This window comes from Streptomyces oceani (genome assembly GCF_001751245.1).
In the GTDB taxonomy this organism is placed as follows: Bacteria; Actinomycetota; Actinomycetes; order Streptomycetales; family Streptomycetaceae; genus Streptomyces; species Streptomyces oceani.
Genome location: NZ_LJGU01000091.1, coordinates 77,057 through 89,325 on the forward strand (window position 1 = coordinate 77,057; position 12,269 = coordinate 89,325).

13 protein-coding genes and 1 pseudogene are annotated in these 12,269 nt (G+C 71.5%); 8 read left to right on the plus strand and 6 right to left on the minus strand.

The features are described 5' to 3' along the window. From AN216_RS01305 to AN216_RS01320, 4 genes and pseudogenes are all read right to left on the minus strand, one after another. Positions 1 to 420: DUF3492 domain-containing protein (locus AN216_RS01305; RefSeq protein ID WP_139140832.1), on the minus strand; the 420-nt coding region annotated here is incomplete at its 3' end. 200 nt (positions 421 to 620) lie between these two features. Beyond that, positions 621 to 2,174: a DUF3152 domain-containing protein gene (locus AN216_RS01310; RefSeq protein ID WP_070194692.1), complete on the minus strand. Its 1,554-nt coding sequence runs from the start codon at positions 2,172 to 2,174 to the stop codon at positions 621 to 623. Then, positions 2,174 to 2,680, minus strand: a pseudogene (locus tag AN216_RS01315) (alpha/beta fold hydrolase); the annotation flags it as partial. The gene AN216_RS01310 and the pseudogene AN216_RS01315, both read right to left, overlap by 1 nt. Before the next feature lie 135 nt (positions 2,681 to 2,815). After that, positions 2,816 to 3,823: an alpha/beta fold hydrolase gene (locus AN216_RS01320; RefSeq protein ID WP_070194693.1), complete on the minus strand. Its 1,008-nt coding sequence runs from the start codon at positions 3,821 to 3,823 to the stop codon at positions 2,816 to 2,818. 255 nt (positions 3,824 to 4,078) lie between these two features. Between AN216_RS01320 and AN216_RS01325 the strand changes: the two genes are divergently transcribed. From AN216_RS01325 to AN216_RS01350, 6 genes are all read left to right on the plus strand, one after another. Beyond that, the gene (locus AN216_RS01325; protein WP_070194694.1) at positions 4,079 to 4,312 is read left to right on the plus strand and encodes a hypothetical protein; all 234 of its coding nucleotides are present in this window, start codon (positions 4,079 to 4,081) and stop codon (positions 4,310 to 4,312) included. A 161-nt stretch (positions 4,313 to 4,473) separates the two neighbouring features. Continuing rightward, positions 4,474 to 5,100, plus strand: a complete 627-nt coding sequence (locus AN216_RS01330) for a TetR/AcrR family transcriptional regulator (protein WP_070194695.1) — start codon at positions 4,474 to 4,476, stop codon at positions 5,098 to 5,100. Positions 5,101 to 5,317: 217 nt separating this feature from the next. Beyond that, positions 5,318 to 5,545 carry a DUF3107 domain-containing protein gene (locus AN216_RS01335; protein WP_070194696.1) on the plus strand — a complete coding sequence of 76 codons (228 nt, stop codon included), beginning with the start codon at positions 5,318 to 5,320 and terminating at the stop codon, positions 5,543 to 5,545. Between the two features lie 217 nt (positions 5,546 to 5,762). Beyond that, positions 5,763 to 6,050, plus strand: coding sequence for a hypothetical protein (locus AN216_RS01340; protein WP_070194697.1), 288 nt, complete (start codon positions 5,763 to 5,765; stop codon positions 6,048 to 6,050). Between the two features lie 255 nt (positions 6,051 to 6,305). Then, entirely contained in the window at positions 6,306 to 6,905 is a 600-nt protein-coding gene (locus tag AN216_RS01345) for a TetR/AcrR family transcriptional regulator (RefSeq protein ID WP_070194698.1), read from the plus strand. A 59-nt stretch (positions 6,906 to 6,964) separates the two neighbouring features. Further along, complete coding sequence (locus AN216_RS01350) at positions 6,965 to 8,173, plus strand: GDSL-type esterase/lipase family protein (protein ID WP_070194699.1); 1,209 nt, start codon at positions 6,965 to 6,967, stop codon at positions 8,171 to 8,173. Between the two features lie 168 nt (positions 8,174 to 8,341). On the opposite strand, the gene AN216_RS01355 is transcribed toward AN216_RS01350, so the two are convergent. Next, positions 8,342 to 8,686: a MerR family transcriptional regulator gene (locus AN216_RS01355; RefSeq protein WP_070194700.1), complete on the minus strand. Its 345-nt coding sequence runs from the start codon at positions 8,684 to 8,686 to the stop codon at positions 8,342 to 8,344. A 63-nt stretch (positions 8,687 to 8,749) separates the two neighbouring features. Here AN216_RS01355 and AN216_RS01360 point away from each other — a divergent pair, with 63 nt between their 5' ends. Further along, complete coding sequence (locus AN216_RS01360; protein ID WP_070194701.1) at positions 8,750 to 9,487, plus strand: SDR family oxidoreductase; 738 nt, start codon at positions 8,750 to 8,752, stop codon at positions 9,485 to 9,487. Between the two features lie 94 nt (positions 9,488 to 9,581). Here AN216_RS01360 and AN216_RS01365 read toward each other — a convergent pair whose 3' ends face one another. Then, a complete protein-coding gene (locus AN216_RS01365) occupies positions 9,582 to 10,355 on the minus strand; it encodes a ferritin-like fold-containing protein (RefSeq protein WP_070194702.1) in 774 nt (257 codons plus the stop codon). A gap of 321 nt (positions 10,356 to 10,676) precedes the next feature. Here AN216_RS01365 and AN216_RS01370 point away from each other — a divergent pair. Beyond that, a partial coding sequence (locus tag AN216_RS01370) for a DEAD/DEAH box helicase (protein ID WP_139140833.1) occupies positions 10,677 to 12,269 on the plus strand: 1,593 nt, incomplete at its 3' end.

Genomic DNA, 12,269 nt, shown 5'->3' on the forward strand with positions numbered 1-12,269 from the left:
CACCGACAGCCGGACGCCGGCCCGTTCGCGGGCCAACTCCGCCAGGCCGTAGAGCCCGTTGGCGAAACGGTCCGCCAGCTCGTCTCCGGGGTCGGGAGTGGCGGCGCAGACGGCGCCGACGAGTTCGCCGTAGTGCCGTACGAAGCGACGTCGCTCCCGTCGCCCGCCCAGACCGAGCACCCCGCCCAGGCCCCCGGCGGTCTCGCTGACGGGCGGCTCGCCGCAGAGCGTGGCCGTACGCACCCGGGACAGGTTGGCTGGCCGCTCGCACCAACTCGCCGCCGCCTCCGGGCAGTCGTGCGTCAGTGCGTACGTCTCGAAGTCGTGCTGCCCCAGCCCGCGCAGCAACCGGTCACACCACGAGGCGTTCTCACCCCACGCCGTCGGGCTACAACCCTCGGTGAGCAATGCGATGCGCACGGAAGAACCCCCGGATCAGTCTCCTGGTGGGGCCACTGCCGATGTCTGCGGTGGCCTTTCCCGGACGACGCTATGCGGGTCGGGCGGCGTCCGGTGGACGGTTGTCCGTGGCACCACCGGAAGGGGTGAACACCCGTGACTTACCCGCCGGTCACGCGTTCTGCGCGCGGGAAGCGGCGGCGGTGCGCTCCCGGTGCGGCTCAGGAGTCCGGGTAGGGCCAGGCGTTGGGACGGCAGCTGACGCCGTCCGTCGTGAGCGTCTTCGTCTGCTGCATCATGACCGGCGCCCGCTCCCCCTCGCCCCCGCAGTACTCGTGGTCCCGGCCGAGCCGATGTCCCACCTCGTGGTTGATGAGCATCTCCCGGTACTTCCGGATCAGATCGTCACCGAAGGTCCTGGAGCCCTGGGCCCACCGATACGCGTTGATCATGATCCGCTGCGTGGCGGCGGAGTCGCAGGAAACGGTCTGCTCGGTGGTGTCCAGCCCCGACTTGGCGCACCACTCGCCGGTCGTCCCGGGGCTCGCCAGCGTGATCACGAAGTCGGCCTGCCCGGAGGCCACCCGCTCGAAGCCGCGCTGCCCGCCGCGCGACCAACTCCGGTCGTCGTTCAGCGTGGTGTGCACGGCCTTCGCGAACAGCTCGGCGTCCAGCGGCAGGTCCTTCTCCACGTCCACCCGGTAGCGTACGACCTCCTCAGCGCCCTCGACGCCGTCCGCCTGCCCGCCGACCGCGGTGAAGGTTCCGGGCCCGTGCAGTTCCCGGGACAGCGGCACGACGGTGGACATCTTCTCCGCGTACGAAACCGGCGCGGGCTCGGACGGGTTCGGGCGGGAGTCCGAGCGGCTGGCGGAGTCGGCCTCCGAGGCACGGTCCTCGCCAGCGGCGCCGGCCCGCTGCTCCTCGTCGGGGCTGGTGACCTGACCGGCCACCACCACGGCCAGCACCGTGGTGACCGCGGCCGCCGCCGCCCCGGTCAACGTACGCCCCTTGCGACGCCTCTCCCCCGGCTCGGGTGAGACGGCGGCCAGCGGGGCGTTCGGCTCCTCGTCGCCGTCGCCCGGCCCGTGCCCTGGTACGAAGCCGGCTCCGTCCCCGTCCTCGCCCTGGGCGGCGGGCCGACCGGCCCGCGGGCTCGACGGGTCGTACGGCGGGCCCTGCTCCCGTACGCCCGTACCGCGCTGTTCGGGCATGCCACGGCGCGGGGCGCCCGCCGCGAACACGTCGTCCCGGGTGTCCGACCCGCCTAGCGTGTCGAAGGCGTCGAGGTACTCCTGGCGCGGCCCCTCGGCCGCCGTCCCGGGTCCGGCGACGGCCATGGTGCCCCAGGCGGTGCCCCACGCTCCGCCGGGCTCCGGGTGTTGCGGATGACCGCCACGCGTCGGCTCGTCCCCGGACGCCCCCGGGTACGCGTACGGTCCGGGACCCCCCGAAGGGCCAGCGGACGGCGACGGCCCGCCGAACACGGAGGAGCCCCACGGTGGCGTCTCGACCCCTCCGAAGACCGAGCCGTGCGCCCGGGTGGTCTGCCAACCCGCCCCGTAACCGGCGTCCGGGACCTGGCCTTCGCCCATCCGCCCGCGCCAGGGCGGCTCGACCGAGGCGTCCGGACCAGCCGAGCGGGCGTCCTGGTGACGCTCCCCCCGCGCCTCCGCCGACCCGGGCCGGTGCCGCTCCTCGGAGGTCGCCGACGCGCCGGAGGCGGCGGACGTATCGGTCTTCGCACCACGCCGCTTGCGGCTGTGCCGTCCCACTAGGCACCCCTCAGGGTCTCGAATGTCCGGTCCGTTTCCGCCAACAGCTCACGAAACGCCCCCGCGACCGCTTGCGGATATTCCATCATCGCGACATGCCCCGCGTCCGGAAGTGTCAGCAGCCGCGAGTCGCGGAACGCCGCGCTCGCCCGGCCCGCCCTCCGGGGTGACACCAACAGGTCCCGGCCACCGTAGATCAGCAGGGTCGGCGCGAGCACCCGCTCCGCCTGCCGCCACAGGGACTGCTGACCTCCCATGGTGTACGCGCCCACCAGACCACGGGCCGAGCGGGCCAGCGCGTCCCAGAAGTGCGGTTGGGTCAGCCGGTGTTCGTACTCCGCGACCGCCGCGGCGTATCCCTCCTCGGTGACCCGGCTCGGGTCGCCGTAACACAGCGCCAGCACCTCACTGGTCCGACGCTGGGCCGTCCAGTGCCGGGTGAGGCGGCCGAACAGCGCCGTGGCTCCGGGAACGGCCAGCAAGCCGGTGGGGAGGGCGGTGCGCTGTGGCGGNGTCCTGGTGACGCTCCCCCCGCGCCTCCGCCGACCCGGGCCGGTGCCGCTCCTCGGAGGTCGCCGACGCGCCGGAGGCGGCGGACGTATCGGTCTTCGCACCACGCCGCTTGCGGCTGTGCCGTCCCACTAGGCACCCCTCAGGGTCTCGAATGTCCGGTCCGTTTCCGCCAACAGCTCACGAAACGCCCCCGCGACCGCTTGCGGATATTCCATCATCGCGACATGCCCCGCGTCCGGAAGTGTCAGCAGCCGCGAGTCGCGGAACGCCGCGCTCGCCCGGCCCGCCCTCCGGGGTGACACCAACAGGTCCCGGCCACCGTAGATCAGCAGGGTCGGCGCGAGCACCCGCTCCGCCTGCCGCCACAGGGACTGCTGACCTCCCATGGTGTACGCGCCCACCAGACCACGGGCCGAGCGGGCCAGCGCGTCCCAGAAGTGCGGTTGGGTCAGCCGGTGTTCGTACTCCGCGACCGCCGCGGCGTATCCCTCCTCGGTGACCCGGCTCGGGTCGCCGTAACACAGCGCCAGCACCTCACTGGTCCGACGCTGGGCCGTCCAGTGCCGGGTGAGGCGGCCGAACAGCGCCGTGGCTCCGGGAACGGCCAGCAAGCCGGTGGGGAGGGCGGTGCGCTGTGGCGGCAGTTCCGGCAGCGCGGGGGACACGAGCGTCAGCGTACGCACCAACTCCGGACGTAGGGCGGCGACTCGGGTCGCCACGGCGCCACCCAGCGAGTTGCCCAGCAGGTGCACCGGGGCGTCGCCGGTCCCGTCCACGTACCGGATCACGGCGCGCGCGTGTCCGGAGACGGAGTAGTCACCGTTCGCCGGGGGCGGTGACTCCCCGAATCCCGGCAGGTCCAGGGCCACGCCGTCCACGCTGTCCGTGAGCAGAGCCATCAGCGCCGACCAGTTCCGCGCTGAGCCACCGAGCCCGTGGACGTACACCGCGGGCGGCAGGTCCGCGCGGCGGCCCGGCTGGCGGCATACGGACAGCTCCTGCCCCGCCAGCGACACGGTCTCCCGGGGCTGCCCCCCGACGGACGGCGGCCCCTCCTCGGCGACCGGCGGGGCACCGGCCACCGGCACCGCGGGCGGCACCAGGGCACGAGCGTCCGGCTGATCAGTCGATGACATGGAGCAATGTTACGAGACCATCACACGCCGCCGGACCGTATGTGCCGACTGTCACCGTCCCGGAGGCGCGGAACGCCGCCGTTCGGCAGCACGGCGGACCGGGCGGCGGGCGGACCCGGCGAGGGGCACGAGAGAAAGCGAGAAGAGGGGGTGTGCGACAGCCACAACGCGGGGAGACGCTGCCCCGCATGGCGATCGGCCCAGCGCCCTCCTAGGCTCGAACGGGAGGTGCGCGTTCCGGAAAGGGGAGTCAACATGCCCGTTGATCCGACCGACCCCGAGACCTTCGACGACGAGTTCGAGGACGAGCCGGACGAGCCACGTCTCGACGCCTCCGAGGGAGACACGGCGGAGCAGCACGCGGGGCTGCTGCGGCAGCGCCAGGACCCGATGACCGACCGGGGCGGCGAGGAGGCCGATCCGGTGGACGCAGCCGAGCAGGCCATGGTGGTGGAGGAGGACCCCGACCCCAACGAGGAGTACCGCTGAGCCGCCGGCGGTCGCGCGTCCACACGGCGGGCGGGAAATTCTCCACCGGTGGCACGCACAGGGCTGTTACCCGAAAGTACGATGGCGGGTGACGCAGCGCGTACCACGCGCGGAACACAGCCTCCACGGCAGGTCCGGGGAGGCATCCAGGGAGGCGAAGCGTGACAGCGATCGAGCCGACAGCAGAGGCGCGCCCCCGTGGCACACGCCTGCCACGCCGGGCCCGGCGCAACCAACTCCTGGGCGCGGCCCAGGAGGTCTTCGTCGCGCACGGCTACCACGCGGCTGCCATGGACGACATCGCGGACCGGGCGGGCGTCAGCAAGCCGGTGCTGTACCAGCACTTCCCGGGCAAGCTGGAGCTGTATCTCGCTCTGCTGGACCAGCACTGTGAGGAGTTGTTGCAGGCGGTGCGTACGGCGCTGGCCTCGACGACGGACAACAAGCAGCGGGTCGGCGCGACGATGGACGCCTACTTCGCGTACGTCGAGGACGAGGGCGGTGCCTTCCGGCTGGTCTTCGAGTCCGACCTGACCAACGAACCCGAGGTCCGGGACCGGGTCGACAAGGTGAATCTGGACTGCGCGAAGGAGGTCTGCGAGGTGATCAGCGAGGACACCAAGCTGCCGCCGGACCAGGCCATGCTGCTGGCGGTCGGATTGTGCGGGATGGCGCAGATCACCGCACGCTACTGGCTGAGCGCGGGCCAGAGCGTGCCGCGGGACGCCGCCACAAAGCTGATCTCCTCCCTGTCCTGGCGGGGCATCGCGGGCTTCCCGATGCAGTGAGGACCCGGGGCGGCCCCTCGACGCCGCCAGCCGGTCGCCCGCTGCCGTCGTACGGCGCCCGCTTACGGCAGGCGTACGTCGCCCGCGTACGGACGGGGCTCGCGGGTCTCCCGCGAGGGAAGCCGGCGGCTTCGTCCACGCATCCCGAGAACGGCTAACCTGTGCTGCGTACCGCGCGGCTGTCCGCGCACCCAGCGAACCTCGGAGGGACATAGCCGTGGAGGTCAAGATCGGCGTTCAGCACGCACCGCGCGAGATCGTCATCGAGAGCGCGCAGACCGCCGACGAGGTCAAGGGCGCCGTGGAGTCGGCGCTCGGCAAGAGCAGCGAGCTGTTGGTCCTGGAGGACGAGCACGGGCGGAAGGTGATGGTTCCCGGCGACCGGGTGGCCTACGTCGAGATCGGCGAGGCCAGCGGGCGCAAGGTGGGTTTCGGCACCCTGTAGTAGGCGTGGGTCGGTCCGGGTCAGCTCAGCCAGGATCAGCAGCCCGGGTCGCCCCCGCGCCCGTCCTGGCCCAGGACGGGCTGACTGACCCGGCAAACGGCGGTCCGGTCGTATTCACGGGAAGTAACCGAGAATTCACCGGAACCGCCGTTTTGCCGTGCTCACCACCGGGGAAGTACGGGACCGACCGCAACGGCGCCGGCCTCGGGAGGTCCGCATGCCCTGGGAAACGATCGGTTCGCTCGTCCTGGGATTCGCTCTCGCCGCCGCTGCCACCCGCTGGCTTCCCGAGCGTTTCCCCGACCGCGCGTTGGTCCTGGCCACCGGACCCGTCGCGGCCCTGCTGGGCGGCGTGATCGCCCGGGTCGTCGTGGGAGCGGGTCATCCGGCGGCCATTCTCGCGATCGCGACCGGCGTCAGCGTGGCGATGCTCTCCCTGCTGATGGGCGGCGGCGTTCGTACGGGCTTCCGTCCGGACGTGACCGCCCGACCTCACGTGCCCTGACACACTCCCCCGGTTCCCGCCCACACCACCAGGGCCTGACGGGCTGACGGCTGTCCACCAGCCGTCAGCCCGTGCCGTGTTCTCCTCGGATGCCCAGCTCCCTGGCCGCTGCCCGCGCGGCCGCGCCGAGGGGCCAAGACGGAGCTCCTTGGCCGGTTCGGCTTATCAAACCGCCTCCAGCGCCATTGCTTTATCCCTCTTGCCTAAAGCATTTAGGAAGATGCATGCTTGGTATTGGCATCGGGAGGGATAGTTATGGCACGCGCCGGACTGACCACGGAGCGTCTGACCCTGGAGGGCGCGGAGCTGGCCGACGAGGTCGGCTTCGACAACGTGACCATCTCGGCAGTCGCCAGACGCTTCGACGTCAAGGTCGCGAGCCTGTACTCGCACCTGCGCAATTCCCAGGACCTGCGGACCAGGATCGCCCTGCTCGCCCTGGCCGAGCTCGCCGACCGGGGCGCCGCCGCGCTGGCCGGCCGAGCGGGCAAGGACGCCCTGGTCGCCTTCGCGAACGTCTACCGCGACTACGCCCGCGAACACCCCGGCCGCTACGCCGCCGCCCAGCTGCGGCTGGACCCGGCCACTGCCGCGGCCAGCGCGGGGGGCAGGCACGCGCAGATGACCCGGGCGATCCTCCGTGGCTACGACCTGTCGGAGCCGGACCAGACGCACGCGGTACGACTGCTGGGCAGCGTCTTCCACGGTTTCGTCAGCCTCGAGCTGGCCGGCGGCTTCAGCCACAGCGCCCCGGACGCGGAGGAGAGCTGGGCACGAAGCCTGGACGCTCTCGACGCCCTGCTGCGCAGCTGGCCCGAACCAGGACCCGAGCAGCACGTGCCCGATCCGGGATAGGTCGCCCACTCCCACCAGCCACTGCCCCAACCCACCTCCGTACAGAACAGGTTGCCTCCATGCGGACTGAAAGCTCCTGGATCACCACGCCCGTCACCGCGGAGCTCCTGCGCGGCGCCCTCGACGTCGAGACCACCGAACTCGGCGTCCAGCCACACCGATTGCCCGCCTGGGCACGCGCCCAGTGCACCGACCCGGCCCTCGCGATGGCCGAGGCGCAGCCCGCGGGCGTACGACTGGCGTTCCGCACTCGGGCCACCGCCGTCGAGCTGGACGCACTGCCCACCAAACGGGTCTACCTGGGCGCCCCGCCCCGGCCCGACGGCGTGTACGAACTGCGCGTGGACGGGCACCGGGTCGGGCAGGGCAGCATCGCCTCCGGCGGCCACACCCTCACCATCGACCTGACCACCGGGAGCACCACCGAGAACCGGTCCGACCGGCCCGGCACCGTGCGCTTCACCGGCCTCTCCGAGGAGACCAAGAACGTCGAGATCTGGCTGCCGCACAACGAGCTCGCCGAGCTCCTCCGCCTGCGCACCGACGCCCCCGTGGAGCCCGCGCCGGAGAGCGGACGGCGCGTGTGGGTCCACCACGGCAGTTCGATCAGCAACGGCTCGGACGCCGCCACCCCCACCAGCACCTGGCCCGTGGTCTCCGCCTCCCTCAGCGATGTGGAGCTGGTCAATCTGGGTCTGAGCGGTAACGCCCTGCTTGACCCGTTCACCGCCCGTACGCTGCGGGACACTCCGGCGGACGTGATCAGCGTCAAGCTCGGCATCAACGTGGTGAACGCCGACCTGATGCGGCTACGCGCCTTCGGTCCCGCCGTGCACGGCTTCCTCGACACCATCCGTGAGGGCCACCCCACCGTGCCGCTGCTCGTCGTCTCACCCCTGCTGTGCCCGATACACGAGGACACCCCCGGCCCCGGCGCCTGGGACGCGAGCACGCTGCACACGGAGCAACCGAAGTTCCAGGCCACGGGCGATCCGGCGGAGCGGGCGAGCGGGAAGCTGACCCTGAACGTCATCCGGGACGAGCTGGCCCGGATCGTGGCACAGCGTGCGGAGACCGACCGGAACCTGCACTACCTGGACGGCCGCGAGCTGTACGGCGAGGCGGACTGCGCAGAGCTGCCGATGCCCGACCAGCTCCACCCGGACACGCCGGCCCACCGGCGTATCGGCGAACGCTTCGCCAAGCTGGCCTTCACGGCCGGTGGCCCCTTCGCGGAGAGCGGTACGGACCTCGCGCTCGATGGCTGACCGACTCCCGGAGCACGCCCGCGCGGACGGGAACACGGCGCCCACAGCGTCAGTCGCCGCGGTCCGCGCCGCCCGACCACCGGGAACGGCGTGCCCTCGAGTGCCTCAGGCGCGGGACCAACGTCCCGGGCCGACACAACTAGGTCGCGTCGTTCGGATCTCCGCCGATCAGACGTGGTGGTCGGCGGCGGTGATGAGCTCGTCGAGTCGGTGGAGCGTGTGGGTCATCTCGTCGACCCGATCCGCGAGGCCGTCGCGTTCGAACTGCAACATGTCACGCTGTGCGGCGGTGGTGCGACCGTTGTTCACGCAGGGCAGCAGTGCCGCGATGGCACGGCTGCTGAGGCCGGCCGCGTAGAACCGCTGGAACAGGCGTACCACCTCGACGGTCTCCTCGGTGTAGCGGCGCTGTCCCGACGGCGTGCGCTCCGGACTGAGCAGGCCGCGCTCCTCGTAGTAACGCAACGCGCGCACGCTCACACCGGCCCGCTGAGCGAGTTCTCCGATCTTCATCGCCCGATTCCCCCTTCCTTCGGCTTGACCCTCACGCCCACGTGAGGTTCTAGCGTAGCCGTCATGGACATACGAGAGCAGACCGCGCTGGTCACCGGCGCGAACCGGGGAATCGGGCACAGCTTCGTCACCGAGTTGCGGCGCCGCGGCGTCAGGAAGGTCTACGCGGCCACGCGCCGGCCGGAGACCGTACCCGAGATGCCCGGTGTCGTCCCCCTGACGCTGGACGTCACCGATGACGCCTCCGTGGCCCGGGCCGCGGCGACGACCCACGACACGACCCTGCTCGTCAACAACGCCGGGGTGTCGACCTTCGCCAAGCTGACCGACGGCGCGGAGGAGGACATCCGGTTGGAGATGGAGACCAACTACTTCGGCACGCTGCGCATGGTGCGTGCCTTCGCCCCGGTGCTGGGCGCGAACGGCGGCGGCTTCGTGCTGAACGCGCTGTCGATCATGGCCTGGATGGCCTACGAGCACTCCAACAGCTACGGAGCGTCCAAGGCCGCGGCCTGGGCGCTCACCAACGGCGTCCGGTACGAACTCGCCGAACAGGGCACCCAGGTCACGGCGCTGGCGATGGCGAGCGTCGACACCGGAATGATGGCCGGCGTCGAGGACGAGAAGTCGCACCCCGACGTGATCGCCAGGGCGGCGCTGGACGGCCTGGCCGCCGGTTCCCTCGAAGTGCTGGCCGACCAGCGGACGGCCCTGTGGAAGTCTCGGCTCGGCGAGGATCCGGCCGACCTGTATCCGCACCTGTCCGCGGCACAGCCCGCGTCAGGCCCCGTCAGGCCGTGAGGCCGCACCGCACGGGACGGCGTGGATTCCCGCACCCACCCTCCGTGCGGTGCGCGGCGCGGCTCCCCGACCGCGCTCACGACGGTCGACGGCCTTACGCGGCCAGGCCCAGCGCGGCCATGCGCTTGGTGTGCGCCTCCGTGATCCGGGAGAACATTCTCCCGACCTCGGCGAGGTCGAAGCCGTCCGCCAGCCCGCCGACCAGCATCGTGGACAGCGCGTCCCGGTCCGCGACCACCCGCTGGGCCTGCGACAGCGCCTCCCCCATGAGCCGGCGGGCCCACAGCGCGAGACGACCGCCCACCCGCGGGTCCTCCTCGATGGCGGCTCGTACCTTCTCCACCGCGAAGCTGGAGTGTCCGGTGTCGTCCAGTACGCCCAGCACCAGCGCCCGGGTGTCGGCGTCGAGCCGCTCGGCTACCTCGCGGTAGAAGTCGGAGGCGATCGAGTCGCCCACATACGCCTTGATCAGCCCCTCCAGCCAGTCCGAGGGAGCGGTCAGCCGGTGGAAGTCGTCCAGCGGCGCGGCGAACGGCTCCATCGCCTCGGTCGGGTCGACGTCCACCTCCGCCAGCCGCTTGCGCAGCTGGTCGAAGTGCTGGAACTCGGCCGAGGCCATCGCCGCCAGCTGTGCCTTGTCCGCGAGCGAGGGCGCGAGCTTCGCGTCCTCCGCCAGCCGCTCGAACGCGGCCAGCTCGCCGTACGCCAGCGCACCCAGCAGGTCGACCACGGCGGCGCGGTACCGCGGCTCCGCGGAGGCATCCGCCCAGGACCGAGTGGCGATCCCGCTCAGACCGACTGAACCGTCCTCGGCACTCTCGGGAGTCTCGACGGGGGCTTCGGCATGGGCTGTGTCAGATGTCTCCATGCCCGCACGATAGCTCGCTCACCAGCCTGGACAGTAGCCGCACCACATCGTTGACCTCGCTCGCCACTCTCACCCCGGTACACACGAGCCGATTCAAGGTACAGTGATAACGGCCCGCTGGAAAATCAGTGGGCTACACGCATACGCGGATGCCCGGTCGGTAGCACGATCGGCTCCGACTGAAAGCCCTTCCGTACGGCCGTGCTCCCCGCTCGTGCCGTGCAGGATGAGGGACCGCTCGCGCGACAGGAGCGCTTGAGCGAGTGATTGCGGTCCCGCATCGTCCGGCGGACCGACGCCCACGAGGCGCCCGCCACCTCGATGCGGTGCGACCCTCCCCTCGCTCGGGCCGGGGATCGGGTATCCCCGGGCCGCGCTCCGTACCGCGTCCTACAGAAGAGGACAAGCATCCTGTCCACCACGTTCTCAGATCTCGGGGTCTGCCCCGAGACAGCCGAGGCCCTGGAGGCCGTCGGCATCACCACGCCCTTTCCCATCCAGGAGATGACTCTCCCGATGGCGCTCGCCGGCAGCGACGTCATCGGTCAGGCGAAGACCGGCACCGGCAAGACGCTGGGCTTCGGGCTTCCACTGCTGGAGGCCGTCACCGTGCCCGCCGACGTGGAGCTGGGGCATGCCCAGCCCGAGGAGCTGACCGACGCGCCACAGGCGCTCGTGGTCGTGCCCACCCGTGAACTGTGCCAGCAGGTCACCAACGACCTGCTGACCGCGGGCAAGGTGCGGAACGTCCGGGTCACCCCCATCTACGGCGGACGGGCCTACGAGCCCCAGGTCGAGGCCCTGCAGAAGGGCGTCGACATCGTCGTCGGCACGCCGGGGCGACTTCTCGACCTCGTCGGCCAGCACAAGCTGGATCTGTCGCACATCGCCTCCCTCGTCCTGGACGAGGCCGACGAGATGCTGGACCTCGGCTTCCTGCCGGACGTCGAGAAGATCATCCAGCTGCTGCCGACGAAGCGCCAGACGATGCTCTTCTCCGCCACCATGCCGGGCCAGGTCATCTCGCTCGCCCGGCGCTACATGAGCCAGCCCACGCACGTCCGCGCGGCCGACCCGGACGACGAGGGCCAGACCGTCGCGAACACCACCCAGCACGTCTTCCGCGCGCACTCCATGGACAAGCCGGAGATGCTCGCCCGGATTCTGCAGGCCGAGGGCCGTGGCCTGGTCATGGTCTTCTGTCGCACCAAGCGGACCGCCGCGGACACCGCCGAACAGCTCGTCCGGCGCGGTTTCGCGGCCGGCGCGGTGCACGGCGACCTCGGCCAGGGAGCCCGCGAGCAGGCACTGCGGGCGTTCCGGAACGGCAAGGTCGACGTTCTGGTGTGTACGGACGTGGCCGCCCGCGGCATCGACGTCAGCGGCGTCACGCACGTCGTGAACTACCAGACGCCGGAGGACGAGAAGGCGTACCTGCACCGCATCGGGCGTACCGGCCGCGCCGGCGAGTACGGCACCGCGGTGACCCTGGTCGACTGGGACGACATCCCCCGTTGGCAGGTGATCAACCGCGCGCTCGGTCTGGACTTCCACGAACCCGAGGAGACGTACTCCACCTCCCCGCACCTGTACACCGCGCTGAGCATCCCGGAGGGCACCAAGGGGATACTGCCGCGCGGCGAGCGCATCCGTGCGGGTCTGTCCGCCGAGGAGGTGGAGGACCTCGGCGAGCCCGGCGCCCGTTCCCGCGGGCGCCAGAAGGCCGAGGAGCGCCCGCGACGTTCCCGTATCAACCGTCAGCGCCGCCGTACGCGCGCCGGCAAGCCGCTCTCCGAGGAAACCTCGGCGACCAGGGCGACCGGGGCGACCGGGTCGGCCGAGGACACGGACGGCGCGCGGGCGTCCGCTCCGGCCGCCGACTCCCCCGCCGGCACCGACGAGTCGGCGGTACTG

Excerpts from the sequence above, each read along its gene's own strand:
- AN216_RS01355 (WP_070194700.1), bottom strand. The coding sequence starts at position 8,686 with ATGAAGATCGGAGAACTCGCTCAGCGGGCCGGTGTGAGCGTGCGCGCG.
- AN216_RS01350 (WP_070194699.1), top strand. The coding sequence starts at position 6,965 with ATGCGGACTGAAAGCTCCTGGATCACCACGCCCGTCACCGCGGAGCTC.
- AN216_RS01360 (WP_070194701.1), top strand. The coding sequence starts at position 8,750 with ATGGACATACGAGAGCAGACCGCGCTGGTCACCGGCGCGAACCGGGGA.
- AN216_RS01325 (WP_070194694.1), top strand. The coding sequence starts at position 4,079 with ATGCCCGTTGATCCGACCGACCCCGAGACCTTCGACGACGAGTTCGAG.
- AN216_RS01340 (WP_070194697.1), top strand. The coding sequence starts at position 5,763 with ATGCCCTGGGAAACGATCGGTTCGCTCGTCCTGGGATTCGCTCTCGCC.
- AN216_RS01365 (WP_070194702.1), bottom strand. The coding sequence starts at position 10,355 with ATGGAGACATCTGACACAGCCCATGCCGAAGCCCCCGTCGAGACTCCC.
- AN216_RS01320 (WP_070194693.1), bottom strand. The coding sequence starts at position 3,823 with ATGTCATCGACTGATCAGCCGGACGCTCGTGCCCTGGTGCCGCCCGCG.
- AN216_RS01345 (WP_070194698.1), top strand. The coding sequence starts at position 6,306 with ATGGCACGCGCCGGACTGACCACGGAGCGTCTGACCCTGGAGGGCGCG.